Below are 26,739 nucleotides of genomic sequence, written 5' to 3' on the forward strand. Positions count from 1 at the left end.
TGCCGAAGGCTGCGATCTTTTGCTTTCTGTCTTTTGGCTGTTAATCACCGAAATCAATAATGCTGTTCAAGCAGCGGAACCCTCCATATTATCACCGTCATAAAGTCATTCTTCCGTGGAGCGTCCCATGCCCGTAAAAGCCCTGTTCAAACCGTTCCACCTCGGCACCCTTGAATTGCCGACCCGTGTCGTCATGGCGCCGATGACCCGCTCCTTTTCTCCGGGCGGCGTGCCCAAATCCAAAGTGATCGAATACTACCGTCGTCGCGCCGCTGCAGGCGTTGGCCTCATCATCACTGAAGGCACCACCGTTGGTCACAAGGCTTCCAACGGCTACCCGAACGTTCCGCATTTCTATGGTGAAGCGGCGCTGGCCGGCTGGAAGAAAGTCGTCGACGCCGTTCACGCCGAAGGCGGCAAGATCGTTCCGCAGTTGTGGCATGTGGGCAGCGTACGTCGTATCGGCACCGAGCCGGACGCCAGCGTACCGGGCTATGGCCCGTCGGAAAAAATCAAGGACAGCCAGGTCGTTGTGCACGGCATGACCCAACAGGATATCCAGGACGTGATTGCCGCATTCGCCCAGGCTGCCAAGGATGCCCAGAGCATCGGCATGGACGGTGTGGAAATCCACGGCGCCCACGGTTACCTGGTCGACCAGTTCTTCTGGGAAGGCAGCAACCAGCGTACCGACGAATACGGCGGCAGCCTGGCCAACCGTTCGCGCTTCGCCATTGAATTGATTCAAGCCGTGCGTGCCGCGGTCGGTGAAGGTTTCCCGATCATCTTCCGCTTCTCCCAATGGAAGCAGCAGGACTACACCGCGCGTCTGGTGCAAACCCCAGAGGCACTGGGCGAGTTCCTCAAACCGTTGGCCGATGCCGGCGTGGATATTTTCCACTGCTCCACCCGCCGCTTCTGGGAGCCGGAGTTCGACGGTTCCGAGCTGAACCTGGCTGGCTGGACCCGCCAACTCACCGGCAAGCCGACCATCACCGTGGGCAGTGTCGGCCTGGATGGCGAGTTCCTGCAGTTCATGGTCAACACCGACAAGGTGGCACAACCGGCCAGTCTGGAAAAACTGCTGGAGCGTTTGAACAACGATGAGTTCGACCTGGTGGCGGTCGGTCGTGCGTTGCTGGTGGATCCGGACTGGGCGCAGAAAGTGCGCGATGGTCGTGAGGAAGACATCCTGCCGTTCAGCCGTGAGGCGTTGATGACGCTGGTTTAAGCGGCGACCCTACTGCCGCCTTCGCGAGCAGGCTCGCTCCTACAGGGGATTTGTGTACGACACAGAACCAATGCGGGAGCGAGCCTGCTCGCGATGGCTGACTAAAGAACACTACAAAATCAGGGAACAATCGGTGCATTCGGCACCACCATCTCCCCGGTACACGCCCCGCGCAATTGTCCCTCGAACTGCTCGATGATCGTCGCCCAGCCCTGGCGACTGGCATGCTGGCGCGCATTGAGCCGCACATTGCGCAAGGTTTCCCTGTCCTCCAGCAGCCATGCCGCTGCATCGCAGAACGCTTCTTCGTCCCCCGGCATCGCCAGCACGCCGTTGTAGCCATGACGAATATGCTGGGCCGCCGCTGCCTGATCGTAGGCCACCACGCCGAGCCCCGAGGCCAGTGCTTCAAGCACCACATTGCCGAAGGTTTCGGTCAGGCTTGGAAACAGAAACACATCGCCTGATGCGTAGTGACGGGCCAGGGCTTCACCCCGCTGGGTGCCGCAGAAAATCGCGTCGGGCATTTCGTTTTGCAGTTCCTGGCGTTGCGGACCGTCGCCGACCACGATCAGTTTCAGGGTGCGCTGGGGATAACTTGCCTTGAGGGTATTGAAGGTGCGTTTGAGCAAGCCAAGATTCTTTTCCGGGGCCAGGCGTCCGACGTGAATGACGGCGATGTCTTCCTCGGTCAGTGCCCATTGCTCGCGCAGGGCACTGAGTCGTTTGGCCGGGTGAAACAACTCACTGTCGACCCCTCGGGAGAGCAACGCCAGTCGTTCGAAATGCCGTCGTTCCAACTCCATGCGCTGACTGACGCTGGGCACCAGGGTCATGGTCGAGCGGTTGTGGAACCAGCGCAGGTAGTGAGTCAGCAGACGCGTGAGCAAACCAAGGCCGTACTGGTTGGAGTACTGCTGGAAATTGGTGTGGAAACCGCTGACCACGGAAATCCCCAGACGCCGTGCCGCACGCAAGGCCGACAGGCCCAACGGACCCTCGGTGGCAATGTAGAGCACGTCCGGGCGGTGACGCGTCCAGCGCCGCAGCAGCTTGTGCATCGACGACTGGCCCCATTGCAGGCCGGGATACCCCGGGAGCGGCCAGCCGCGGCACAGCAGTAGTTCATCGTCGCTGCCCGACTGCTGGTCGCAGCCCTGGCGTGGTCGCACCAGTTCCACCTGATGCCCCCGCGCGCGCAAACCGTCGCACAAGCGACCCAGGGTATTGGCCACGCCGTTGATTTCCGGAGGGAAGGTTTCGGTGATCAGGGTGATATGCAGAGCTGTCGTCATGACCCCAGTGTCGGCTGGGGCCATGTCGTCAGTGTGACGTCGGGATGATGGATTTGTGACTGTGGTACCGGTGCTGATGGCTCAGCGCTGGGCCACCAGGTTTTCCGCCCCACGTTCGCGCACCCAGAACAATGTCGCCCCGGCCACAGCGGCCGGCATCATCAAGATATTCACCACCGGAATCAACAGCACCAGGTACACGCTGCCGCCGAACCCCATGCTCTGCCAGCGCTTCTGCCGTAGCCAGGCGAGCATCTCGTTCCAGCCGAGCTTGTGGTTATCCGCCGGGTAGTCGATGTACTGGATCGCCATCATCCACACCCCGAACAACAGCCACAGCGGTGCGGCGATGATGTTCACCACCGGGATGAACGAGAGGATGAACAGCCCGATCGCCCGCGGCAGGAAGTAGCCGAGCTTGCGCATTTCCCGGGCCAGGGTGCGCGGGATCATCGCAATCAGTTCGCCCCAGCTGAAGGCTGGAAAATCATCGGTGCCGCGCACCACCACTTCGACTTTCTCCGCGAGGAAGCCGTTGAATGGCGCGGCAATGACGTTGGCGAGCATGGTGAAGGTGAAGAACACCATCAGCACGACGAGCACCACGAACAGCGGCCAGAGGATGTAGCTGAGAAAACTCAGCCAGTCGGGCAGGGACGGCATCAGCGTGTCGACCCACAAGCTGAATTGATGGCCGGCCAGGTAGATCAATCCGACGAACAGCACCAGGTTGATCGCCAGCGGCAACAACACAAACAAACGCAGGCTGGGGCTCAGCACCAGCTTGAGGCCTTCGCGCAGGTATTGCGGGCCGGACAGAACAGGGGCGGGCATAAGGTGCTCCGGGCAGAGGGTAAACGCGCCGACCTTACCGGCTTTGCTTCACAGGCGAAAGCGCGGTGGCGGTATCGACATTCACTGTAACAAAGACGTCGATATCGTCGGGCAGATTGCATAGAGACCACCTATGAGCTGGATTGTTAAACCGTATTTCCTTAATCTTCGCCCCCTCGATACGCTGCACCCAATCTTTTTACAGGACGGTCGGGTTCAAGTCTTCCCCAAGTGCTTTCAACCGTTCTTTTTTATTCCAGCCGGCAATCCGGCGTTCCGCGCCAGGTGTTCCGGGCCGGTTAACAGGAGCAGGTCATGTCTGAAGTCCGTCATTCGCGAGTGATTATTCTCGGTTCCGGCCCTGCCGGTTACAGCGCTGCGGTCTATGCCGCCCGTGCCAACCTCAAGCCACTGCTGATCACCGGCATGCAGGCCGGCGGTCAATTGACCACCACTACCGAAGTCGACAACTGGCCGGGCGACGTCCACGGCCTGACCGGCCCGGCGCTGATGGAGCGGATGCGCGAGCACGCCGAACGCTTTGAAACCGAGATCGTTTTCGATCACATCAATGCCGTCGACTTCGCTGCCAAGCCATACACCCTGACCGGCGACAGCGCGACCTACACCTGCGACGCCCTGATCATCGCCACCGGCGCCAGTGCTCGTTACCTGGGTCTGCCATCGGAAGAAGCGTTCATGGGTAAAGGCGTCTCCGCCTGCGCAACTTGCGACGGTTTCTTCTATCGCAACAAGCCGGTTGCTGTGGTTGGCGGCGGCAACACCGCTGTCGAAGAAGCCCTGTACCTGGCCAACATCGCTAGCAAAGTGACCCTGATCCACCGTCGCGAAACCTTCCGCGCCGAGAAGATCCTGATCGACAAGCTGAATGCCCGTGTTGCCGAAGGCAAGATCGAGCTGAAGCTGAACGCGACCCTGGACGAAGTGCTGGGCGACAACATGGGCGTGACCGGTGCCCGCCTGAAGAACAACGATGGCAGCTTCGACGAAGTGAAAGTCGACGGTGTGTTCATCGCCATCGGCCACACCCCGAACACTTCGCTGTTCGAAGGCCAGCTGACGTTGAAAGACGGTTACCTGGTTGTACAGGGCGGCCGTGACGGCAACGCCACAGCCACCAACCTCGAAGGTATCTTCGCCGCCGGTGACGTGGCCGACCACGTGTACCGTCAGGCCATCACCTCGGCTGGCGCCGGTTGCATGGCGGCACTGGATGCCGAGCGTTACCTCGACAATCTGCAGAACGCTTGATTCTGCTTTCGTCGAAATGAAAAAACCGGCTTCGGCCGGTTTTTTTATGATGAAAACAAATGCACTCAACCCTGTAGGAGCTGCCGAAGGCTGCGATCTTTTGATCTTGTTTGAAAAAATCAAAAGATCGCAGCCTTCGGCAGCTCCTACAGGGGCTTTATGCTTGAGTCAGTTTTGCCAGGCAGGCTTCAAGAATGTCCAGCCCTTCTTCCAGCACCGCAGCCTCGATGGTCAACGGCGCCAGCAAGCGAATGATGTGCCGCGATTTGCCACTGGGCATCAGCAGCAGGCCCGCATCCCGCGCCAGCGCCAGCAGTTGGGTCAATTGAGCCGGCGCAGGCGAGCCATCAGCGTTGATCAGCTCGATACCACGCATCGCACCTACACCGGTCAGTCGGCCCAGATACGGCGTCAGGTTGTTCAAACGCCAGGTTTCATAGCGGCCAACAATCGCTTCTTCCTGTTGTGTACCCCAGGCGTGCAGGTTGGCATCGGTCATTTCATCGAGGGTCGCCAGTGCGGCGGCGCAGGCGATGGGATTGCCGGAATAAGTGCCACCGAGTCCGCCCTTGGGCAAGTTATCCAACAGCGATTTGCGCCCGACCACCGCCCCCAGCGGCACGCCGCCGGCGATGCTTTTGCCAAGCAGGATCAGATCCGGCTCGATGCCCAGCCGTGAGAACGCGAAACGCTGGCCGGTGCGGCCGAAACCGGACTGGATTTCATCGGCGATCAGCACAATGCCCTTGTCGTCGCAGAACTTGCGCAGCGCCTGGGCGAACTCGACGTCCATGGCCAGGAAGCCCGCTTCGCCTTGCACCGGTTCAACGATAAAGCAGGCGACGTCTTCGACATCGATCTCGACGCTGAACAGGCGCTCCATGGCTTTGAGGGCTTCGGCGCAGGTCTCGCCGTTGTCCGGGCTGGGAAAGGGCAGGTGATACACCGGCCCCGGCAGCACGCCGATTTTCTGTTTGTAGGGCGCCACTTTGCCATTGAGGTTGAGCGTGGCCAGTGTGCGGCCGTGGAATGCGCCGTCGAAGGCGATGACCGCGCTGCGACCGGTGGCGCCACGGACGATCTTCAGGGCGTTTTCCGCCGCTTCCGCGCCGCTGTTGGTGAGCATGCCGCTGACCGGGTAACCCACGGGGATGAACGCACTGAGGCGGTCCATCAGTTCGAGGTAAGGCACATGGGGCGCCGCGTTGAACGCATAGTGGGTCAGCCGCGTAGCTTGTTCGCGAATGGCCTCGACGATGCGCGGATGGCAATGGCCGAGGTTCAGAACGCCGATGCCGCCGACAAAGTCGATGTAGCGTTTGCCATCGGTGTCCCAGACCTCGGCATTTTTGCCGTGGCTGAGCGTGACAGGGTGAACGATGTTGATCGACTGGCTGATGGATTCGCTGCGCATGAATGACCGGCTCGGAAGAAGGAGGACTTCTTTTTATCTAAGCCGGGAGCGGTGCTGCGGGGCAAACGAAATAAAGTTGCCGGGTCAATCTTAAAAGTCGGAATGTGCAAAGATCAAAAGATCGCAGCCTGCGGCAGCTCCTACAGGGCTGCGATCTTTTGGATATCAGCGGCGAGTCAGTGGCTGTTGGGTGAACTTCACACCCGCCAGGCCGTGGGCAATCAGCGCGCGGATGTTGCCGTGGTCGCTGCCTTCTGGCGTTGCCAGCACCGAGCGGTAATGCTCGCCGAAAGCCAACAGGGTTTCTTCATCGCTCAAGCCTTCGAGCAGCGCCAGGCCCAGGGTCTTGCACGAGCCTTCGTTCTGCCCGGCTGCGTTTTCCACACCGCCGTTGTTGAAGGCCTGAGGCTGGTAGTCGTAACCGCCTGCAATGAACGCCAGGGTATCGGCGAAGGCGTGTTCGCCGCTGTTGAGGCTGGCGCGCAAGGTGTTCAAATCACTCATTGGGTTTTCCTTTGGCGAACGCCGCCTGTTGTTCGGCGCTGGCTTCTTGCTGATATTGGGCTTTCCATTCGGCGTACGGCATGCCGTAAACCACTTCACGGGCTTCATCGAGGCTGACGTCGATCTGGCGCTCATCCGCCGCCGCCTTGTACCACTTGGACAGGCAGTTACGGCAGAACCCCGAGAGGTTCATCAGGTCGATGTTCTGTACATCCTTGCGGCTGTCCAGGTGGGCCACCAGCCGACGAAAGGCGGCGGCTTCGAGTTCCAGGCGTTGTTGATCGGTCATGGGGAGGGCTCTTGCACGCTATGAGGCAAAGTTATTGAAAGGGCGGGGCTATAAAGGCGCGGGGTCGGCGTCGGTAAAGATGTTCACCGAGTTGCGTTCCGCAGTCCGGATGAACGACTGCGTCATCATTGCGATGTCCTGAATGATGAACAGCTTCTTATCCGGACTGTTGAGCAGGTCGGTGGAAATGTTAGTGCCATCCTGCATGCCTGGCCAAGTGCACCAGATGGACAGCACTTGCTCGCCGGAGTTTTTGATAGTGGCTTGCTCGAAATTGACTTTGTAACCCACCGACTCTGCACCGCCGAAGGTGTACTGGAAAATGTCCTTGATGGTATCTACCGACTCAGTGGTTTTCAGGAAGTAGGCAACGATGATCCGGTCAACATTGAAACCGACCCACATCTTGGTTTTGGTATTTTTGTTGTGCAGACGATAATTGGCACCAAAGATGTTGTTGATCGCAGACACCGCGATTTCAAGTTTTTGCCCATGCGAATCTTCGATGTTAGCCAGGGTTTTCGGCATGTTTTTGAGCAGCAGCGTTTCTGTCTTGCTGATCAGGTAGTGCAGGTTGGCCTCGCGTTCGCCGAAAATCAGTATCAGGCTGATGACCAGTGCGGTGGCTGCCAGTTGTGCCAGCGATAAGGACAATAGGATCCAGTCGCTGTGATCGGGAACACCGACAAAGGACAAAGACACATAAACTGCGGCCAACAGGCACAACGTCAGCGCTGAAACAATGGTCATCTTTATCCAGCTCGGCAGATAGATCAGCTTTTTCGAGTCAATCATTGATGATTCCTTTCTTGATGTGGCGCCCGCCATTAATGACGACGTTGGTTCCAGTGCTGTAGTTGGTGTTGAGCAGAAACATGACGGCGTCGATCAACGGTTGTGCGCCGGGCTCAAATTCGAGAAGGGCTTTCTTCAAGGTTCGCTGGGAGTATTCCTGAGTGCTGTTTTCCTTGAGGATGAGCAGGCCGGGAAGGATGGCGTTTACCCTGATCGTGGGGGCGTATTTCTCTGCGAAAGACAACACCATGTTTTGCAGTGCCGACTTGGTGGCCGCATATCCGATATGGCTCTTGCTACCCCGTGATGAGGTTTCGTCGCAGATATGGATGATGTCGGATCTTTCCGGCCGCAGCAGATGCTCGCCAAGTTCCAAGTTCAAATGATAGGGCGCCTCGACATGAAGCTTGAACATGCTGTTCAGATTTTCCAGGCTATCGTCGAGCCACAGAGAAGCGTTGTGGATCACTGCCCGCAAACTGTCGAAATTGGTTTTGATGTACGCGATCAGCGCCTCGCGATCGCTTTGGAGCTCAAGGTTTGCTTGGAACGGCAACATGTTCGGGTGCGGTGTCACTGGGTTGATGGAGCGGCTGACGCAGATAACGGTATTGCCGGCCTCCGCCAGAGTAGTGGCAAGTTGGAGGCCGACGCGCTTGCTGGTACCGGTGACAAGTATTGGACTATTCATAGTTGTGCGATCAGCTTCAGTAGGTCTATGCACGGGCTAAATGCGTGCAGCATAACTGAAGTTTTCCCGCTAGCGGCCAGCTTCTACCGCCCGTTGCGATCCCGATGTTATCGGTCTATGGATCGATGAACGAAAGAACCGTTAGTGATTGCTGACCGATTTGGCTGTCAATGAGGGGGATTGTGTTTTTTTATGCAGCCAGTCTGCCAGCGCATGGGTCGACAGGGGGATGAAGAAATAGACCATCAGCGGTGTCAGGCACAGGGTGCTGATGAGCACCCGCGGCAGCAAGCTCATGTCACTTAACAGCGGCCCCAGCACAAAGTTGAACAGCAGCGAGACCGGAAAGAACGCCAGCCAGATCGCCACGGCCTGTTTCCAGCGCGGCGGGCGTTGGCCGGCGACACCAAACCAGCCTTCGATACCGCTGACCCGGTGTTCTGTCGGGTGGGCGAACAGGTCGCTGCCGCGTCCGAGCCAGGCGCTGCGAGAGACGGAATGTTCCCAGGCGTGCAGAGTCTGTTCGTCGGCGAAGCGGAAAATGATCTGGAATTCGTCATCGTCGGGCGGCGGTGCGAGTACGCCGGAGCCGAGGTAGCCGGGAAAGTCGGTGGCCAATTGCTCGCCTTCGCGCAGCCAGGCGATCAGGTCCTGATAACGTCCATCGGCAACGCGGCGCGCAACCATCAGCGTGACGGGTGGGGTAGACATTGTGTATCTCCATAAGGCATTTGCGTCGCTCCGTATAGGCGCTTCGCCAGGCGCAGCGCCGGGGTGGTGGGCTGCGACTTGAAACAAGCAAGGATTATTCCTGATTCTGCCCGTGGCGTCTGTGACGTTTACCCGTTCCTTCGCAGTATCGATTTTTTACGGAAACTTTACGGGGCGGGGGCGTTAGAATATCGGACGAACGATACAGGGATGTTTCAACAGGATGCCCATACTTACAGACGTCGCTTCAGTATCCACGCAGGCCGTCGCGCTCGAACAGGAAGAGCTTTTTCCCATTCGCGAGGTGGCGCGCCTGACAGGTGTCAACCCGATCACGCTTCGTGCCTGGGAGCGACGTTATGGCCTGATTGTTCCAACACGCACCGATAGCGGGCATCGACTGTATTCGATGGCCGATATTGAGCGTGTCCGCAGTATCCTCGGCTGGATAGAGCGCGGTGTTGCGGTCAGCAGGGTCGGCAAGATCCTGGCCAGGACCGAGCCGCTCCAGGCGTTGTCGCACATCATTCCCACCAACCTCGTGGAAGCCGATTACGCACAGTGGCGGCAACAGGTTCTTGCAGCGGTCAACGGGTTTGACGACCTTCAGCTGGAGCAGGTCTACGGGCAAATCTTTTCCAGCTACGCCCTGCCGGTGGTATTTCAGGACATTCTGATCCCCGTGTGGAAGCAGTTGTTGCAAAGCCAGGACCAGTTCGGCGTAACCAGCGAGTGGCTGTTCCTGGATGGTTTTCTGCGTTCGCGGGTCGTGCAGCGCTTGCTGTTGACGCGCGAGAAGCAGCCGCGTCGCGTGGTCATCTGTGCCCTGGATGGTCACTGCCGGGAGCTGGAGCTGTTGGTTGCCGCCCTGTTCCTGAGTTCCGGGCCATCAGCCATTCGCGTATTGAACATAGGCCAGCCATTCGAGGAACTGGCGCTGATGTGTGAAAGGATCAAGCCCATGGCACTGGTGTTGTTTTCCAATCAGGTGCCGAATGCCGAGTTGCCACGGCGCTTGAATCGCCTTGCCTTGGGCCTGGAGTGTCGATTGTTGTTGGCTGGAGATGCTTCCGACCTGGCGCAGGAAAGCCTGGCCGGGTCATCGATCGGTTGCCTGGGCAATGAAGGGAAGGTCATGAGCCAGCGTCTGAAGCAGTTCCTGGCGGGAAATCTGGATACTTGAAGTTCAGAGATGCAGCGTTGGGTGGGTCAAGCGATGCTGTTGCAGGATGAACTGGCGCAGACGCTCCGCTTCGTCCGTATCGCTCTGGTTCAGTTGATAGGCGTAGAAGCCCTGTTCGTTTTCTTTCTCGAAGGTGCCGCGCAAGGCAATCCGCTCATAGCCTGAAGGGCTGAACCACAAGGCGAAATGCTTCGGTGGCTTGGTCTTGTTGCGAACCTCCAGCAAAACCCCTTTGCACGAGACTTCGTGTACCCACAGGGTGCCGGGTTGACCCTGGGCGTTTTCCAGCGCTACCGGCTCGTCCAGTACCAGACGCCAAGGCCGGACCATCGGCCCGTCTTCATAGATGCTCGGCACGCCGAGACGCAAATGCAGCGCATGGAACTCGTCTTCCACCAAGTGCAGGGGGAAGGTTATTTGCTGGTTTTCGAAGCTGGCTTGAATGGTGACCTGCTCATGGGCCGCCAGGCGGGTGAGCAGGTCACGGATTTGCGATCCACCGTTGACGAGAAGGCTCGACGTCGCATCCCGCACATTGAGTTGCGGGTTGTGTTGCATGGTCTGGATGAAATCCAGCTCATCCTGGGTCAGGAGCGCGTCGCGTTGCATGGCCAGCTCGAAAGGTATAGTTACAAAGTTATTGGTGATTGTAGTTACTGACCATTAATTCTGAGTTTCGTTTGCGCCGTTCGTCGCCTTGAGCGCAGCAAGCTCCGCCTGGAGTTCAGCCAATTGCCCCTCCAGCTGTGCCACGCGCTGTTGCGCCTTAACCTGCACGGTGACGTCTTTCTGCACACCGACAAAATAGGTTTGCCCGTCCGCTGGATTTTTCACCGTTGAAAGGGACAGCTCATTCCAGAACGGTGTGCCGTCCTTGCGGTAGTTGCGCAGTATTTCCCGGCAGGAACCTTCTCGGTTCAAGGCGTCGCGAATCAACGGCAGGGCTTCCTGGTCACGATCCCCCGACTGCAGGAAACGACAATCCTGATAGAGGATTTCTTCGCTGGAGTAGCCCGTCAGGCGTTCGAACGCGGGGTTGACGTAGATGAGGATTTTGTCCTGATCGCCTTCCTTTTCGGCAATCACGATGCCGTCGTTAGAGGCGTTGATCACCATTTGCAGCAGTTGAGCATTAATCATCGAAGCATCCTTTCCTGATTGATTGTCAATTGCATTCTAAAAGAATAATCACGACTGTGGTGTTAATATCCGGGTCTTTTACTCGGATTCAGGATCAGATTGATGAAAGTCGCCATCATTTCCGGCTCGGTGTACGGCACGGCCGAAGAAGTTGCCCGCCACGCCGCCAGCCTGTTGAAAGCCGCTGGTTTTGAAACCTGGCACAACCCGCGTGCGACCCTCGCCGATATCCAGGCGTTTGGCCCCGAAGCCTTTCTGGCGGTGACCTCGACCACCGGCATGGGCGAGTTGCCGGACAACCTGCAACCGCTGTATTCGACCATTCGTGATCAATTGCCAGCGGCCTGGCGCGGTTTGCCGGGGGCAGTGATCGGATTGGGCGATGCGAGTTATGGCGATACTTTTTGTGGCGGCGGCGAGCAGATGCGTGAATTGTTCGGTGAACTGGGCATTCGCGAAGTGCTGCCAATGCTACGCCTGGATGCCAGCGAAAGCGTGACCCCCGAAACGGACGCCGAGCCTTGGCTGGCGGAACTGATCAGCGCACTGCGCGAGTGACGGATAACCCGCCATCAACGCCGGTCAGGGTTCTGACAGTGCGGCAAAAGCGGCCTGTCAGCCCCTTGCTGGCGCCGGTCGTTTGACATGGATCCAGGGCAGCAGGGCGACTGACTCGCTGGGACATCAAGCTGGCTGCCAATGCAACTACACGAACCTCAAGGGCTGACTAGACTCGGTAAACATAGGAAACACTCCATAATAAAAAAACACCGAGGCTCCTTGCCGTGACTGTCGCTCCCGTCCAATCGCCACACAGTGTCAAAGACCTGGTCAGTGCTGCCGAGTGGCAGACTCGCGTTGACCTGGCGGCCTGTTATCGCCTGGTCGCCCAACACGGTTGGGATGACCTGATCTTTACCCACATCTCCGCCAAGGTACCCGGCACCGAAGATTTCCTGATCAACCCATTCGGTTTGATGTTTCACGAAATGACCGCGTCGAGCCTGGTCAAGGTGGATCAGGCCGGCAACAAGCTGATGGACAGTCCTTACGAGATCAATCCGGCGGGTTACACCATCCACAGCGCCGTGCATGAAGTGCGTCACGATGTTGTTTGTGTGCTGCACACCCACACGGCTTCAGGGGTGGCGGTCTCGGCACAGAAGCAGGGCGTTCTGCCGATCAGCCAACAATCGTTGTTCGTGCTTTCCAGTCTGGCCTACCATGCCTACGAAGGTGTGGCGCTCAACCATGAAGAGAAGGTGCGGCTGCAGGCCGACCTCGGTGAAAACAATTTCCTGATGCTGCATAACCACGGTCTGCTGACCTGCGGCAGCACCATCGCCGATACGTTCCTGATGATGTTTACCTTTCAACGTGCCTGCGACATTCAAGTCATGGCGCAAAACGGTGCGGCTGAACTGATTGCCATCGAACCGCAGATTCTGGCCGGCGCCAAAGCCATGATCGCGGGTGTCACCAGAAGTGCTCAAGGAATGGGCGGAGCGCTGGCGTGGCCGGCGCTGCTGCGCAAGCTCGATAAACTGGACCCGGGTTATAAACTCTAATGGCACTCGCCGAGATTCCTCTGTGTGTCTGGCGCAAACGTAGCCAGACGTTCGTATTCCGTGGCCACAGCATCCGTTACTGGACGGCGGGGCAGGGTGAGCCGCTGTTGCTGATTCACGGTTTTCCGTCCGCCAGTTGGGACTGGCATTACCTGTGGCAGCCATTGACCCAGCGCTTTCGCGTGATCGCTTGCGACATGCTCGGCTTCGGCGATTCGGCCAAACCGGCGAATCACGAATACAGCCTGCTGGAGCAAGCGGATCTGCAACAGGCACTGCTTGAGCACCTGAATGTCGAGCAGCCGGTGCACCTGTTCGCACACGACTATGGCGACAGCGTGGCCCAGGAACTGCTGGCCCGGCATTACGAGTCGCGGGTGGAGCTGGCCAGTTGTGTGTTTCTCAACGGCGGGTTGTTTCCGGAAACCCACCGCCCGGTATTGATGCAAAAACTCTTGCTCAGCCCTTTGGGCTGGATGATCGGCCGCGCCTTCAGCCGTGATGGCCTGGTGAGAAGCTTTCGGCAGATTTTCGGCCCGCAAACCCGTCCCAGTGAAAGCCAGATGGATGACTTCTGGAGCCTGGTCGACAGCCATCGCGGGCCACGCATCATGCACAAATTGATCGCCTACATTCCGGAGCGACGGGTCTGGCGCAACCGCTGGGTGAGCGCGATGCAGCGCGGTGAAGTGCCGCTGCGAGTGATTGATGGCGGGGTCGATCCGGTCTCCGGAGCGCATATGGTCGAGCGTTACCGGGAACTGATCCCGGATGCGGACACCGTGTTGTTGCCCGACATCGGTCACTACCCGCAGATCGAGGCGCCCTGCGAGGTCCTCAGGCACTACCTGGCGTTTCGCGATCAACTGCTTTTGCCGCCGCGCAAGGTGGCGTGTTCCTGATTCGCAGCGTTGAACCTGCTGGGCTTTTGTGGCGAGGGGGCTTGTCGGATCGCCGCACCGTCCCGTTCGGCTGCGAAGCAGTCGTAAACCTGTGTCCCGGATTGAATGCCTCAGGGCCGCTTCGCGACCCGACGGGAGCAAGCTCCCTCGCCACAAGGGCCGCGCAAACTGTTGACACGATCATCATCCCCCAGCCTTATCGCGCACCATTCAGCCTCCCCCGTGTTGATTGTGACCCGCTGCGCCGTGCCGGACACTCTGACTCATCGTCCCTTGGCCTGCTGGAGTCCCCCATGAATGAGTCTGTGCGCTTCGAAGATAAAGTCGTGATCATCACCGGTGCCGGTGGCGGCCTGGGACGGGCGCATGCGCTGCTGTTCGCCAAACAGGGCGCCAGGGTTCTGGTCAACGACCTGGGCGGCTCGACCCAGGGCGAAGGCGCCAGCGCCTCGGCCGCCGCCCGCGTGGTAGCGGACATTCGCGAGGCCGGCGGCATCGCCGAAGCCAACCACGATTCGGTCACTGACGGTGACAAACTGGTCCAGCACGCCCTGGACGTCTTCGGTCGCGTCGACGTGGTGGTCAACAACGCCGGGATCCTGCGTGACAAGACCTTCCACAAAATGGAAGACGCCGACTGGGACCTGGTTTACCGCGTCCACGTCGAAGGTGCCTACAAAGTCACCCGTGCCGCCTGGCCACATATGCGCGAGCAGAACTACGGCCGGGTGATTTTCACCGCGTCGACCTCGGGTATCTATGGCAATTTCGGCCAGTCCAACTACGGCATGGCCAAGCTCGGTCTCTACGGCCTGACCCGCACCCTGGCCATCGAAGGCCGCAAGAACAATATCCTGGTCAACGCCATCGCCCCCACCGGCGGCACACGCATGACCGAAGGCCTGATCCCGCCGCAAGTCTTCGAACAGCTCAAGCCGGAACTGGTCAGCCCGTTGGTGGTGTACCTGGCCAGCGAGAACTGCCAGGAAACCTCCGGTTTGTTCGAGGTCGGCGGTGGCTGGATGGGCAAGGTCCGCTGGGAACGCAGCCTCGGTGTCGGGTTCGATCCACGGGCCGGCTTCTCACCGGAAGACGTGGCGGCGCATTGGCAGCAGATTTGCGACTTCGAAGGTGCGGCGCATCCGAAGGACAACATCGATGCGCTGAAGGAAATGATGGGGAATTTGCAGAAGTATTCCCTCTGACATTGCCGGCAAGGTCACATTGACTGACCTTGCCGGTGGCTGCATTTGTCGGTTGGAAAATTGTTTGCCATCGATCAGCCGGAAAAGTATTTGAATACCAGTGCCTTCAGATTGGCGGCTGTCTGCGCATCCATTTTTCCGTCAAATTTTTCCGGGCGAAAATGCATCTGGAATGCCCGTACCAACTGTTGAAAACCACCTTCCGACGAGGCGCCCGAAACATCGTATCCATAGGACTTGAACAGCCCCAGCAATTCGCTTCGGCCTGGAACACCCGATGTGGTGTATTGGCTCAGATACTCGTCCCGAGTGGCTTCATCGAACCAGGCGCCGATGCCTTTGAGGTACAGCGCCTGCCAGGGAAACATCGGCCCCGGGTCACTTTTGCGGCCGATTGAAATATCGGAGTGGCCCAACACCTGCGTCGGCGTGATATCCGGGTTGCGCTCGAGGATGCTCAGCGCCAGTTGTTCAATCGCGGCAATCTGCTCGCAGTGATAGGGCGGGAAAGTGAATTCACCGTTGTTGTCAGTCGCCAGGTTGACCACTTCAATGCCGATAGACGTGTCATTCAGATTGCTGCGGTTGCCCCACTGACTGACGCCCGCGTGCCACGCGCGATGGTTTTCATCCACCAGGTTGAACACTTCCTGCCCGGTATAACCGGCTTTCAGATAACTGGGGTCAGTGATATCCGGAACCAGATAGTGCGCGCTGACATTCGGGCCGGTCAGGGCACTGACAGAATTTGAGAAGTTAGCGGCGGTGTAATGAAGAATCAGAAAGCGTATTCGGCTGTTGAAGCTTCTGGCTGAGCGATACTGGTTGTAGTTGATGGGCTTCATGTCTGCACTCGCAATAAGTAAGTTTGCAGTCGGACGAAGATCAAGGTTGTTCGCCGACTTGCTGGTCAACTTAATGGCCCGAGTGCGATAGGTGTTTACCTATGCTTGTAGGTGCTTTCTGAAAGAAATGTAGGGGCCAGCTTGCTGGCGATGGACTCAAGTGCGCCGCGTTCATCCAGTTCACCCGCGTTATCGTTAACGACCATCGCTGCGATGTGGCGACCCGACAAGCCAGCTCCTGCAGAGTACCGCGCCCACGCTGAAAATGAGGCTCATAAAAAAGGCCGCTGCAAACGCAGCGGCCAAAGTAAGACGTTGGATCAGGAGCTACAAATCAACGTCAGTGAACACGGGACGATGAACCGAATCTTCGATTCATCTGAAATCTTTCAGTCACGGCGCAGGCTGTTACAGCGTGCCTTGCGGTAGTGGCAGTCAGGTAAGAATAAGCCCTCGGCGCCGTAGGAAAAATACCAATTCCCGACATGCACTGTTGCAGCACGGGCAACAGTCGGGATTGGACTGCTTGATGTCCGGGTAGTGACCCTGTGCCAGTCATCCTTTAGAGGTACACCACGAATACCTCTTTGGTGCGCTTATCGATCCCGGTGCCCCGGCAGTAGGGTGAGGCCTTCTGTCACTCACCGGGGAAGACGCATGACAAAAACAACAATGCGCGCCATCTTCACACCGCAGGCGCTGGCGGCCGCGGTCGCATTGGGCTGCTGTGCCCAGGCTCAGGCCATTTCGTTCAGCATCGGGGAAATCGAGGGGACGTTCGACTCCTCATTGTCGGTCGGCGCGAGTTGGGGCATGCGGGATGCGGATGATGCCCTGGTAGGCACCGTCAATGGCGGTTCCGGTCAGTCTTCGACCGGTGACGACGGGCGCCTGAATTTCAAGAAAGGCGAAACTTTCTCGAAGATTTTCAAGGGTATTCACGACCTCGAACTGAAGTACGGCGACACCGGCGCGTTTGTGCGTGGCAAGTACTGGTACGACTTCGAGCTGAAGGATGAAAGCCGCCCATTCAAGGACATCAGCGATCACAATCGCAAAGAGGGCGCCAAGTCTTCAGGCGGACAAATCCTCGACGCATTCGTTTATCACAACTACTCCCTCGCCGATTTGCCGGGTACGGTGCGTGCCGGCAAGCAGGTGGTCAGTTGGGGTGAGAGCACCTTCATCGGCAACTCGATCAACAGCATTAATCCGGTCGACGTGTCCGCGTTCCGTCGCCCTGGCGCCGAGATCAAGGAGGGCCTGATCCCGGTCAACATGCTGTTCGCCTCCCAGGGCCTGACGGAGAAGTTGACCGTGGAAGGCTTCTATCAACTGGAATGGGATCAGACGGTCGTCGATAACTGCGGCACCTTCTTTGGTGTCGATGTGGTGGCCGATGGCTGCAACAAGGGCTACACCGTCGCCAGTCCGGCCATTGCACCCTTGCAGCCGATTGCGGCTGCCTTTGGCCAAGGCTTCGAGGTCAGCAAAGAGGGCGTGATCGTTCCCCGTGGCGGCGACCGTGATGCCCGGGATTCCGGGCAGTGGGGTACGGCGTTGCGCTGGCTGGGGGACGACACCGAGTACGGCCTGTACTTCATGAACTACCACAGCCGCGGCCCCAACGTCGGGACCACCACCGCCGGGCTCAGTACGCTGGCAAGCCTTCCGGGAATCGTAGCCGCCGCCAATCGAATCGCCCCCGGCAGCGGTTCAGGCCTGGCCCAGAGTGTGATGCTTGGTCGCGGCCAGTATTACCTCGAATATCCGGAGGACATCCGCCTCTACGGCGCCAGCTTCTCCACCACCTTATCGACCGGCACTGCGTGGAGCGGGGAAATCAGTTACCGCCCCAACCTCCCGGTGCAGGTCAATACCAATGACCTGACCCTGGCCATGCTCAATCCGATAGCAGGCGGTGCGGCATCGCCCATCGCCACGTCACCGGGGGCTGACAACAAAGGTTACCGCCGCAAGGAAGTAACGCAGATCCAGAGCACTCTGACGCACTTCATCGATCAGATCGCCGGTGCCGATCGCCTGACGCTGGTGGGTGAGGCGGCGGTGGTTCGGGTCGGTGGCCTGGAAGCACGTACGAAGTTGCGCTACGGCCGCGACTCGGTATATGGCCAGTATGGTTTCGGCGGCGATACCGATGGCTTCGTGACCTCGACTTCATGGGGTTATCGAGCTCGGGCCATCCTCGACTACAACAACCTCATCGCCGGAATCAACGTCAGGCCTAATCTCTCGTGGTCCCACGACGTCTCCGGCTATGGCCCCAACGGCTTGTTCAACGAAGGCGCCAAGGCCATCAGCCTCGGTGTCGATGCGGACTATCGCAACACCTATACCGCGAGCCTCAGTTACACCGATTTTTTCGGTGGCGACTACAACGTCCTCACCGACCGTGACTTCGTGGCGTTGAGCTTTGGTGTGAACTTCTGATCTGGCTGAAAAGGATGAATTCAATGCGCAAGATGATTCTGCAATTGGGCACCGTTCTGGCTCTGAGTCTGCTGGCCGCCAAGGTGATGGCCGCGGTGTCGCCGGAAGAAGCCAACAAGCTCGGCACCAGCCTGACCCCGCTCGGTGCCGAAAAGGCAGGCAATGCCGATGGTTCGATTCCTGCCTGGACCGGTGGCATCCCGAAAAACGCTGGCGCGGTGGACAGCAAAGGTTTCCTGGCCGACCCGTTCGCCAACGAAAAGCCGTTGTTCGTGATCACCGCAGCGACCGTCGACAAGTACAAGGACAAGCTTTCCGATGGCCAGATCGCGATGTTCAAGCGCTACCCTGAGACTTACAAAATTCCGGTCTATCCCAGCCACCGCACCGTGGCGTTACCGGCAGAAATCTATGAGTCGGCCAAGCGCAGTGCACTGAACGTAACACCGATCAACGACGGCAACGGTCTGGCCAATTTCACCGGCAATCGCTACTACGCGTTCCCGATTCCGAAGAATGGCGTGGAGGTGATCTGGAACCACGTCACCCGTTACCACGGCGGCAATCTGCGTCGCACCATCACCCAGGCGACACCGCAATCCAATGGTGATTTCACGGTGATTCGCTTCAAGGACGAAGTCGCCGTGCCGTCGTTGCTCGGTGATCTGAAACCGGGCAGCGATGACAACGTCCTCAACTACTTCAAGCAGGAAGTCACCGCACCTGCGCGGCTGGCGGGCAACGTGCTGCTGGTTCACGAGACGCTCGATCAGGTCAAGGAACCGCGCAAGGCCTGGATCTACAACGCCGGCCAGCGTCGGGTACGGCGGGCGCCACAGGTCGCCTATGACGGTGTCGGCACCTCATCCGATGGCCTGCGTACCACCGACAACTTTGACATGTTTTCCGGCGCGCCGGATCGCTACGACTGGAAGCTGATCGGCAAGAAGGAGATGTACATTCCATACAACAGTTACAAGCTCGACTCGCCAGACCTCAAGTACACCGATGTAATCAAGGCCGGGCACATCAACCAGGACCTGACCCGCTATGAGTTGCACCGAGTCTGGGAAGTCGTCGCCACGGTCAAGCCGAGCGAACGGCACGTGTACGCCAAACGCCATATGTACATCGACGAAGACAGCTGGCAAGTGGCGCTGGCCGACCACTACGACGGACGTGGCCAGCTCTGGCGCGTCGCCGAAGGCCATGCCCAGTTCTACTACAATCATCAGGTGCCGGCCTACACCGTCGAAGCGTTGTATGACCTGATTGCCGGTCGCTATATCGCACTGGGAATGAAGAACGAAGAAAAGCGCAGCTTCGAATTCAACATCGATGCAAAAGCGGGGGACTACACGCCAGCAGCCTTGCGGAGTACGGGGGTCAGGTGAGTTTCCTACAGGCTCCTACACAAAAGGGTGACTTTGCGGTCACCTTTTTTATAGGGGGCGATCAGTGTGTTGAATACTTCTTCAACAAGCGCTCGGGAGGGGTCTAGGGTGGCGCCAGAATTATAAAAAAGGCGCACCACAATGACTGCTATGACGCACTGTCCGGACCGCCCAGGCCTTGTACCCCGACTGTCGTCCCATCATCTGTCCCGCGAGCGGTTGATCGAGCCCATGCTGGTGTCGCCCGCGAGGGTGAAGTTGCTTTGCGCACCACCCGGCAGTGGCAAGAGCGCGTTGCTCAGCGAATGCTTGCTGCGGGCGCCGGAGCACTGTCGGGTCTGCTGGCTGCCGCTGGCGGGGGCGTCGTTGAGTGCTGCCGATTTTCTGTTGCGACTGACGCAAGCGCTGGATCTAACTTCGGCGGATGAGCCCGGGCTGCTGGCGCATCTGGCCCGATTGCAGACCCCGACCTGGCTGTTTCTGGATGATTACTGTCGTGCACCCAACCCGGAACTCGACCGGATGCTCGATCGCCTGTTGGCCGTCGCCAGCCCGGCGCTGACCTGGTGGCTGGGTACCCGTCGTCGACCCTCCTGCAACTGGCCGCGGTTGCTGCTCGATGATGAGTTGTACGAGTGCGAAGGCCGAGCACTGGCGTTTACCGAGGCCGAGGTCGGGCAGTTGCTCAGTCATGTCGAGCCGACCCTGGCGGCCCGGACCGCCAAGAGGGTGGTTGAGCGCAGCGGTGGCTGGTGTGCTGGTGTGCGGATTGCGTTGCTCAATGGTTGTCCGTGGTCGGTTGAGCAGGGGCGTTCGGCAACGTTGCTCGATTATCTGCAGCACGAGTTGTTCAACACCTTGCCGCCGGATTTGGTTGAGGTCTGGCAGGTGTTGGTTCATCTGCCGCGCTTCAACGCTAGCTTGTGCGAGCATCTTTTCGGTACGGGAGAGGGCGCGCAGTGGCTGCACGCGTTGCAGGACATGGGCTGCTTCATTGAACCTTGGGAAGACTCCGTCGAGTGGTTGCGGATCTTCGAGCCACTGGCCCGGGCAATGGCTGAAGAGCCGACCCCAGCCGGGCAATCCTGGCATCGCCGCGCGTGCCAGTGGTTCAGCGCCGAAGAGGACTGGCAAGGTGCGTTCGAGCAGGCGCTGTTGGCGCAGGAGTTCGAAGTGGCGGTCAGTCTGTTGCAGCACTTCAGCCTCGAACATTTGTTCCGGCGCGAAAATGTCTGCCTGTTGTTGAAACTCCACGAACGTCAACAGGCTGAGCTGACCCTTGTTACACCGCAATTGGTCGGGCTGGTCAGCGCGGCGTTGTTGTTTGCCGGACGTTTCGATCCTGCCGCCGCGTGTATCGAGCAACTGGCAAGATTTACCCCGCAGCCTACGCCGGCGCTGCAACGGCAACTGCTGGCACGCTGGCAGGCGCAACAGGGCTGGCTGCTGCATTTGCAAGGCCGTATGGAGGCGGCTCGCGGGCACTTTCTCGATGCGCTGGCCGAGTTGAGCGTCGATGCCTGGCCGGCGCGAGTGTTGTGCCTGTCAGGACTGACCCAGCAGGCGTTGCTCAACGCCGAACTCGATGTGGCGCAGACGTTCAATCGCGAGGCGCTGTGCCTGGCGCGCGCCCAAGGCTCGCTATTGTTCGAAGGGCTGCTTGAACTCGATCACGCGCAGTTGCTGGAGATGCGCGGAGCGCCCCGCCGGGCCGAGAGCTTGTTGGCTGATACTGCTGCGCTTTTGTCTCGAGAGGCTGATCGACCGACGCCGCTATTGGGGCGAATTGCCCTGCGCCGAGGACGGTTGGCCCTCTGTCAGGGACAAGATGAGCTGGCCGCCGGTTTCTTCCAGTCCGGCCTGGAGGACTGCCTGCAAAGCCAGGACAAGCACGCGCTGTATGGCTTTCTCGGACAAGCGCAGATGGCCGCCAACCAGCGTGATTATGCCCATGCGTTTGATCGTCTGCGCGAAGCCGAACGGTTGATGCAGCAACGGCAGATCCCCGACACGGTTTATCGCAGCGTGCTGCTGCAAATCAGCAGTCATTTCTGGCTGCAACAAGGGCGCCCGGAGTTGGTCCGGGAAACACTGACCCGAGTCTTGCGCCATTATCGCGGAGCCCATGCACGCCAGGCACCACCCGCCACGCAGCAACTGATTGCCCGTATCGAATACCAGTTGGTGTTGGCCGAGACTCAACTTCAATTGGCGCAAAATCCATTGGATCGCCTCAAGGCGTTACTCAAGCAGGCGCAACAACAGGCCATGCTGGCGCTGGAAACGGAGTTGCAATTGGCAATCTGCGAAGTGGCGGACCTGACGGGCGAGCCGGATATGGCTCTTGCAGCACTGGAGGCTGGCCTGGCGTTGGTGAAGCGTTGTCATGGGCAACAGGCATTGCGTGATTTGAATTTGCGCCAGCCGAGTCTGATCTGTCGTCTGCAGGGAACAGCGCCAGTGGTCGACAGGGACACCGATGTCAGTTTACTGAGCGGGCGAGAGCTTGAAGTACTGGACCTGATTGCCCAAGGCAACTCCAATCAGCAAATTGCCGAACAACTGTTCATTTCGTTGCATACGGTGAAAACCCATGCCCGGCGCATTCACAGCAAGTTGGGTGTGGAACGACGCACGCAGGCAGTTGCCATTGCGAAGAAGTTGGGATTGATAATGCAGGTTTGGTAAGTGTTGGTTTTTAGTTTTGGAATGAATTAAAGGCATGCCAACCCTGCCTGGTTGGCAAGGCTGTCGCAATCAGGTTGCGGAGGCGGCGGGTTCATAACCCATGCGCCAACTGACCGCACGGCTGGCAGATAACAGGCGCTGCGCCGCCGGTCCGTTTTCATCGGCATGGAACAAGGATGTCGGCCCCACCACCGTCAGCACGGCAACCACTCTGCCCATCGCGTTGAACACCGGTGCCGACAAGGCATCCACCCCTGGCAACAGCAAACCATGTACATGGTGCAAACCGCGTGCGCGGATCTGTTCGCACTGGGCCGCGTAGGCCTGATCGTCTGCCAGCACATGGGCTGCGTGGGCCTGCAATTCCTGCACGCGCAGATCCTCGGTCTCGCGTTTCGGCAGGTAGGCGCCAAATACCAGTCCTGTCGAAGAGCTGAGCAGCGGCAACACCGAGCCCAGCTGTGTCACCACCGTCACCGCACGCACTGCCGGCTCGATGTGCACCACGGTCGCGCCCTGATTGCCCCATACCGCCAGAAAGCAGGTTTCGTTCAAGTCATCGCGCAACTCGGCCAGGGGCAGGGCGGCGACTTTCAGCACGTCCATACTGTTGAGTGCTGCCAACCCCACGCGCAAGGCTTCACGGCCCAAGCCGTAATGGTTGGTCGCTGCGTTCTGTTCGGCAAACCCGCTGGCGATCAGCGCCTGCAAATAGCGGTGGACCTTGCTCGCCGGCATCTGCACGTGTTCGGCCAGGCGCGACAGCGAAGTCGAAGGCGACAACTCGGCCAGAGCCTTGAGGATGTCGGTGCCAACCTCGGCCGAGCGGACTTTCTGTTTACCGTTGCTGTCGCTGGTGGGCTTTTGCATGGAGGCAGTTTGATCCTGTTACGAATGGGCGTCTTTATAGCTTGACGGTCAATACCAATCAAATTACGTTATGCGTAATTAAATTACGATAAAAACAACCCAGGCGTGCCTCGACCTCTGCAACAGAGCGAGCGGCCACTGCCGACTCCCTGTTCAGGAGGCTCCATGAACCCCGATTCAACGATGCCAGCGCTGGCCTACCTGTCAGGCTTCGGCAACGAATTCAGCAGCGAAGCCTTGCCCGGCGCACTGCCTGTCGGCCAGAACTCCCCGCAAAAAGCCCCTTACGGTCTCTACACCGAGCTGTTCTCCGGCACGGCGTTCACCATGCCGCGCAGCGAGGCACGGCGGACGTGGATGTACCGCATTCAGCCGTCGGCCAATCACCCGGCATTCGTCAAGCTGGATCGGCAACTGGCCGGCGGCCCACTGGGTGAGGTGACCCCCAACCGTCTGCGCTGGAACCCGCTGGACATTCCCGCCGAGCCGACCGATTTCATCGACGGCCTGGTGAGCATGGCCGCCAACTCGGGCGCGGAAAAGCCGGCCGGTATCAGCATCTACAACTACCGCGCGAACCGTTCCATGGAGCGTGTGTTCTTCAACGCCGACGGCGAGATGTTGCTGGTGCCTGAACTGGGGCGCCTGCGCATTGCCACCGAGCTGGGCGTGCTTGAACTGGAACCGCTGGAAATTGCCGTGCTGCCACGCGGTCTTAAATTCCGCATCGAACTGCTCGACCCGCAGGCCCGTGGTTATGTCGCCGAAAACCATGGCGCGCCGCTGCGTCTGCCGGACCTGGGGCCGATTGGCAGCAATGGCCTGGCCAATCCGCGGGACTTCCTGGCTCCGGTGGCGGCCTACGAGAACCTGCAACAACCCACCACGCTGGTGCAGAAATTCCTCGGCCAGCTGTGGACGTGCGAGCTCAATCATTCGCCGCTCAACGTGGTTGCCTGGCACGGTAACAACGTGCCGTACAAATATGACCTGCGCCGTTTCAACACCATCGGCACCGTCAGTTTCGATCACCCGGATCCGTCGATCTTCACTGTGCTGACTTCGCCGACCAGCGTCCATGGCCTGGCCAACCTCGACTTCGTGATCTTCCCGCCGCGCTGGATGGTGGCCGAGAAAACCTTCCGTCCGCCGTGGTTCCACCGCAACCTGATGAACGAATTCATGGGCTTGATCCAGGGCGAATACGACGCCAAGGCCGAAGGCTTTGTGCCCGGCGGTGCTTCGCTGCACAGCTGCATGAGCGCCCACGGTCCCGACGGAGAGACGTGCACCAAAGCGGTCAACGCTGACCTAAAACCGGCGAAAATCGACAACACCATGGCATTCATGTTCGAGACCAGCCAGGTATTGCGTCCGAGCCGTTTCGCCCTCGATTGCCCGCAACTGCAAAACACTTACGATGCCTGCTGGGCTACGCTGCCCGCCACTTTCGACCCAACCCGGAGATAACCCATGACGCAGACTTCCATCACTCGCAGCTGGGTTGCATCCGCCAATGACCATGCGGATTTCCCCCTGCAAAACCTGCCGCTGGGCGTGTTCAGCCTCAACGGCTCGGCACCGCGCAGTGGCGTGGCCATCGGCGAGCACATCTTTGACCTGCAAGCGGCCCTGGAGGTCGGGTTGTTCGATGGCGCTGCGAAAGTAGCGGTCGAAGCGACCCTTGGCGGTCAGTTGAATGCCTTCTTCGAACTGGGGCGTGAGGCTCGCGTCGCGTTGCGCGAGCGTTTGCTGGAACTGTTCGCCGAGGGCAGTACCCTGCACGGCAAGATCGAAGCCCAGGGCGCAAAACTGCTGCCGCTGGCGGCGGATTGCGAGATGCACCTGCCGGCAAAAATCAATGATTACACCGACTTCTACGTCGGCATCGAGCACGCGCAGAACGTCGGCAAACTGTTCCGTCCCGACAACCCGTTGCTACCGAACTACAAATACGTGCCAATCGGCTACCACGGTCGTGCGTCGACCATTCGCCCGTCCGGTACCGACGTCCGCCGCCCGAAAGGCCAGACATTGCCGGCCGGTCAGAGCGAGCCGACGTTCGGCCCTTGTGCGCGCCTGGACTACGAACTGGAACTGGGCATCTGGATCGGCCAGGGCAACGACATGGGCGACTCGATTGCCATCGGCGACGCCGCCGATCACATCGCCGGTTTCTGCCTGCTCAACGACTGGTCGGCACGGGACATCCAGGCCTGGGAATACCAGCCTTTGGGGCCGTTCCTGTCGAAAAGCTTCATCACCAGCATCTCGCCGTGGGTCGTCACCGCCGAGGCGCTGGAGCCGTTCCGTCGTGCCCAGCCTGCGCGTCCGCAAGGCGATCCGCAGCCGCTGCCGTACCTGCTCGACAAGCGCGATCAGGCCGCCGGCGGGTTCGACATCGAACTGGAGGTACTGCTGCTCACCGAGGCCATGCGCGAGCAGAACCTGCCGGCCCATCGCCTGACCCTGAGCAACACACAGCACATGTACTGGACCGTGGCGCAAATGGTTGCGCACCACAGCGTCAACGGCTGCCAATTGCAGGCCGGTGATCTGTTCGGTTCGGGCACCTTGTCGGGGCCGGAGAACGGTCAGTTCGGCAGCCTGCTGGAAATCACCGAAGGCGGTAAGAAGCCGATCGAACTGGCCTCGGGCGAGGTGCGCAAGTTCCTTGAAGACGGTGACGAAATCATCCTGCGTGGCCGTTGCCGTCGCGACGGTTTTGCGTCCATCGGTTTCGGTGAGTGCCGCGGCAAAGTGCTGCCGGCGCGCTGAGAGGAGCGGGGGTATGGAACTCTATACTTACTACCGTTCGACGTCGTCGTACCGGGTGCGTATCGCGCTGGCGCTCAAGGGCCTGGATTATCAGTCCTTGCCGGTCAACCTGATCGCGCCCCAGGGCGGTGAACATCGACAGCCGCCTTATCTGGGCATCAACCCGCAGGGCCGCGTGCCGGCCTTGCGTACCGATGAAGGCGAGTTGCTGATCCAGTCTCCCGCGATCATCGAATACCTGGAGGAACGTTATCCACAGGTGCCACTGCTGTCCAAAGACCTGGCTGCACGCGCTCACGAGCGCGGCGTGGCGGCAGTGATCGGCTGCGATGTGCACCCGCTGCACAACGTCAGCGTGCTCAACCGGCTGCGCCAGTCGGGCCACGACGAACCGCAGGTGGTGGAGTGGATCAGTCACTGGGTCGGCCAGGGCTTGGCCACGGTAGAGCAGTTGATCGGCGATGACGGTTACTGCTTCGGCCACGAGCCGGGGCTGGCGGACGTCTACCTGATCCCGCAGTTGTACGCGGCCGAGCGTTTCAATGTTTCTCTTGAGGCTTATCCTCGGATTCGTCGCGTGGCGGTGTTGGCGGCGACGCACCCGGCGTTCATCCAGGCGCATCCGGCGAATCAGCCAGACACGCCTTGAATCAGAAGCGGCGTTAAAAGATCGCAGCCT

Annotated in this window: 25 protein-coding genes; 13 read left to right on the forward strand and 12 right to left on the reverse strand. The window is 59.4% G+C overall.

Going from position 1 to position 26,739, the window contains the following annotated elements:
- Window positions 1–127: 127 nt before the first annotated feature.
- On the forward strand, window positions 128–1,231 hold the full coding sequence (locus KW846_RS12030) for an NADH:flavin oxidoreductase (RefSeq protein ID WP_218482359.1): 1,104 nt from the start codon (window positions 128–130) through the stop codon (window positions 1,229–1,231).
- A 119-nt stretch (window positions 1,232–1,350) separates the two neighbouring features.
- On the opposite strand, the gene KW846_RS12035 is transcribed toward KW846_RS12030, so the two are convergent.
- Both KW846_RS12035 and cysZ read right to left on the reverse strand, forming a co-directional pair.
- Window positions 1,351–2,550, reverse strand: a complete 1,200-nt coding sequence (locus tag KW846_RS12035) for a glycosyltransferase family 1 protein (protein WP_218482360.1) — start codon at window positions 2,548–2,550, stop codon at window positions 1,351–1,353.
- Between the two features lie 57 nt (window positions 2,551–2,607).
- The gene (gene cysZ / locus KW846_RS12040; RefSeq protein WP_218482361.1) at window positions 2,608–3,360 is read right to left on the reverse strand and encodes a sulfate transporter CysZ; all 753 of its coding nucleotides are present in this window, start codon (window positions 3,358–3,360) and stop codon (window positions 2,608–2,610) included.
- Window positions 3,361–3,675: 315 nt separating this feature from the next.
- Here cysZ and trxB point away from each other — a divergent pair, with 315 nt between their 5' ends.
- On the forward strand, window positions 3,676–4,632 hold the full coding sequence (gene trxB, locus KW846_RS12045) for a thioredoxin-disulfide reductase (RefSeq protein ID WP_007970300.1): 957 nt from the start codon (window positions 3,676–3,678) through the stop codon (window positions 4,630–4,632).
- A gap of 157 nt (window positions 4,633–4,789) precedes the next feature.
- On the opposite strand, the gene KW846_RS12050 is transcribed toward trxB, so the two are convergent.
- From KW846_RS12050 to KW846_RS12075, 6 genes are all read right to left on the reverse strand, one after another.
- Window positions 4,790–6,046, reverse strand: coding sequence for an aspartate aminotransferase family protein (locus KW846_RS12050; protein ID WP_218482362.1), 1,257 nt, complete (start codon window positions 6,044–6,046; stop codon window positions 4,790–4,792).
- A 165-nt stretch (window positions 6,047–6,211) separates the two neighbouring features.
- Window positions 6,212–6,550 carry a HopJ type III effector protein gene (locus KW846_RS12055; protein ID WP_218482363.1) on the reverse strand — a complete coding sequence of 113 codons (339 nt, stop codon included), beginning with the start codon at window positions 6,548–6,550 and terminating at the stop codon, window positions 6,212–6,214.
- Entirely contained in the window at window positions 6,543–6,839 is a 297-nt protein-coding gene (locus tag KW846_RS12060) for a DUF1244 domain-containing protein (RefSeq protein WP_007970303.1), read from the reverse strand. The genes KW846_RS12055 and KW846_RS12060 overlap by 8 nt, the downstream gene beginning before the upstream one ends.
- A gap of 48 nt (window positions 6,840–6,887) precedes the next feature.
- Complete coding sequence (locus KW846_RS12065) at window positions 6,888–7,667, reverse strand: hypothetical protein (protein ID WP_218482364.1); 780 nt, start codon at window positions 7,665–7,667, stop codon at window positions 6,888–6,890.
- Window positions 7,627–8,325 carry a dihydromonapterin reductase gene (gene folM, locus KW846_RS12070; RefSeq protein WP_218482365.1) on the reverse strand — a complete coding sequence of 233 codons (699 nt, stop codon included), beginning with the start codon at window positions 8,323–8,325 and terminating at the stop codon, window positions 7,627–7,629. The genes KW846_RS12065 and folM overlap by 41 nt, the downstream gene beginning before the upstream one ends.
- Window positions 8,326–8,466: 141 nt before the next feature.
- Window positions 8,467–9,036, reverse strand: coding sequence for an antibiotic biosynthesis monooxygenase (locus KW846_RS12075; RefSeq protein ID WP_218482366.1), 570 nt, complete (start codon window positions 9,034–9,036; stop codon window positions 8,467–8,469).
- A gap of 223 nt (window positions 9,037–9,259) precedes the next feature.
- On the opposite strand from KW846_RS12075, the gene KW846_RS12080 reads away from it, so the two are divergent.
- Window positions 9,260–10,219: a MerR family transcriptional regulator gene (locus tag KW846_RS12080; RefSeq protein ID WP_218482367.1), complete on the forward strand. Its 960-nt coding sequence runs from the start codon at window positions 9,260–9,262 to the stop codon at window positions 10,217–10,219.
- 3 nt (window positions 10,220–10,222) lie between these two features.
- On the opposite strand, the gene KW846_RS12085 is transcribed toward KW846_RS12080, so the two are convergent.
- On the reverse strand, window positions 10,223–10,828 hold the full coding sequence (locus KW846_RS12085; protein ID WP_218482368.1) for a hypothetical protein: 606 nt from the start codon (window positions 10,826–10,828) through the stop codon (window positions 10,223–10,225).
- A gap of 54 nt (window positions 10,829–10,882) precedes the next feature.
- Window positions 10,883–11,359, reverse strand: coding sequence for a PAS domain S-box protein (locus tag KW846_RS12090; protein ID WP_218482369.1), 477 nt, complete (start codon window positions 11,357–11,359; stop codon window positions 10,883–10,885).
- 102 nt (window positions 11,360–11,461) lie between these two features.
- Between KW846_RS12090 and KW846_RS12095 the strand changes: the two genes are divergently transcribed.
- The 4 genes from KW846_RS12095 to KW846_RS12110 all read left to right on the forward strand — a co-directional run bounded on the left by KW846_RS12095 (window position 11,462) and on the right by KW846_RS12110 (window position 15,034).
- The gene (locus KW846_RS12095; RefSeq protein ID WP_007970315.1) at window positions 11,462–11,917 is read left to right on the forward strand and encodes a flavodoxin; all 456 of its coding nucleotides are present in this window, start codon (window positions 11,462–11,464) and stop codon (window positions 11,915–11,917) included.
- Window positions 11,918–12,144: 227 nt separating this feature from the next.
- Entirely contained in the window at window positions 12,145–12,927 is a 783-nt protein-coding gene (locus KW846_RS12100; RefSeq protein ID WP_007970317.1) for a class II aldolase/adducin family protein, read from the forward strand.
- Window positions 12,927–13,829: an alpha/beta fold hydrolase gene (locus tag KW846_RS12105; RefSeq protein WP_218482370.1), complete on the forward strand. Its 903-nt coding sequence runs from the start codon at window positions 12,927–12,929 to the stop codon at window positions 13,827–13,829. The genes KW846_RS12100 and KW846_RS12105 overlap by 1 nt, the downstream gene beginning before the upstream one ends.
- 293 nt (window positions 13,830–14,122) lie before the next feature.
- The gene (locus KW846_RS12110; protein WP_218482371.1) at window positions 14,123–15,034 is read left to right on the forward strand and encodes an SDR family oxidoreductase; all 912 of its coding nucleotides are present in this window, start codon (window positions 14,123–14,125) and stop codon (window positions 15,032–15,034) included.
- 74 nt (window positions 15,035–15,108) lie between these two features.
- On the opposite strand, the gene KW846_RS12115 is transcribed toward KW846_RS12110, so the two are convergent.
- A complete protein-coding gene (locus KW846_RS12115; RefSeq protein WP_218482518.1) occupies window positions 15,109–15,879 on the reverse strand; it encodes an N-acetylmuramoyl-L-alanine amidase in 771 nt (256 codons plus the stop codon).
- A gap of 657 nt (window positions 15,880–16,536) precedes the next feature.
- On the opposite strand from KW846_RS12115, the gene KW846_RS12120 reads away from it, so the two are divergent.
- From KW846_RS12120 to KW846_RS12130, 3 genes are all read left to right on the forward strand, one after another.
- Window positions 16,537–18,330: a DUF1302 domain-containing protein gene (locus KW846_RS12120; protein ID WP_218482372.1), complete on the forward strand. Its 1,794-nt coding sequence runs from the start codon at window positions 16,537–16,539 to the stop codon at window positions 18,328–18,330.
- Between the two features lie 23 nt (window positions 18,331–18,353).
- A complete protein-coding gene (locus KW846_RS12125) occupies window positions 18,354–19,724 on the forward strand; it encodes a DUF1329 domain-containing protein (protein ID WP_218482373.1) in 1,371 nt (456 codons plus the stop codon).
- 141 nt (window positions 19,725–19,865) lie between these two features.
- Window positions 19,866–22,412 (forward strand): LuxR C-terminal-related transcriptional regulator, encoded by a 2,547-nt coding sequence (locus tag KW846_RS12130; protein ID WP_218482374.1) that lies wholly within the window; start codon window positions 19,866–19,868, stop codon window positions 22,410–22,412.
- Between the two features lie 69 nt (window positions 22,413–22,481).
- On the opposite strand, the gene KW846_RS12135 is transcribed toward KW846_RS12130, so the two are convergent.
- Window positions 22,482–23,282, reverse strand: a complete 801-nt coding sequence (locus tag KW846_RS12135) for an IclR family transcriptional regulator (protein ID WP_218482375.1) — start codon at window positions 23,280–23,282, stop codon at window positions 22,482–22,484.
- Window positions 23,283–23,447: 165 nt separating this feature from the next.
- Here KW846_RS12135 and hmgA point away from each other — a divergent pair, with 165 nt between their 5' ends.
- Genes hmgA through maiA form a run of 3 tightly spaced genes read left to right on the forward strand, consistent with a single transcriptional unit; the run spans window position 23,448 to window position 26,709 of the window.
- Window positions 23,448–24,752 (forward strand): homogentisate 1,2-dioxygenase, encoded by a 1,305-nt coding sequence (hmgA, locus tag KW846_RS12140; RefSeq protein ID WP_218482376.1) that lies wholly within the window; start codon window positions 23,448–23,450, stop codon window positions 24,750–24,752.
- A gap of 3 nt (window positions 24,753–24,755) precedes the next feature.
- Window positions 24,756–26,060: a fumarylacetoacetase gene (gene fahA / locus KW846_RS12145; protein WP_218482377.1), complete on the forward strand. Its 1,305-nt coding sequence runs from the start codon at window positions 24,756–24,758 to the stop codon at window positions 26,058–26,060.
- A 13-nt stretch (window positions 26,061–26,073) separates the two neighbouring features.
- Window positions 26,074–26,709 (forward strand): maleylacetoacetate isomerase, encoded by a 636-nt coding sequence (maiA, locus tag KW846_RS12150; protein ID WP_218482378.1) that lies wholly within the window; start codon window positions 26,074–26,076, stop codon window positions 26,707–26,709.
- The last annotated feature ends 30 nt before the right edge of the window (window positions 26,710–26,739 follow it).

The organism is Pseudomonas sp. PDM32 (assembly GCF_019219225.1).
GTDB lineage: Bacteria > Pseudomonadota > Gammaproteobacteria > Pseudomonadales > Pseudomonadaceae > Aquipseudomonas > Aquipseudomonas laurylsulfatiphila.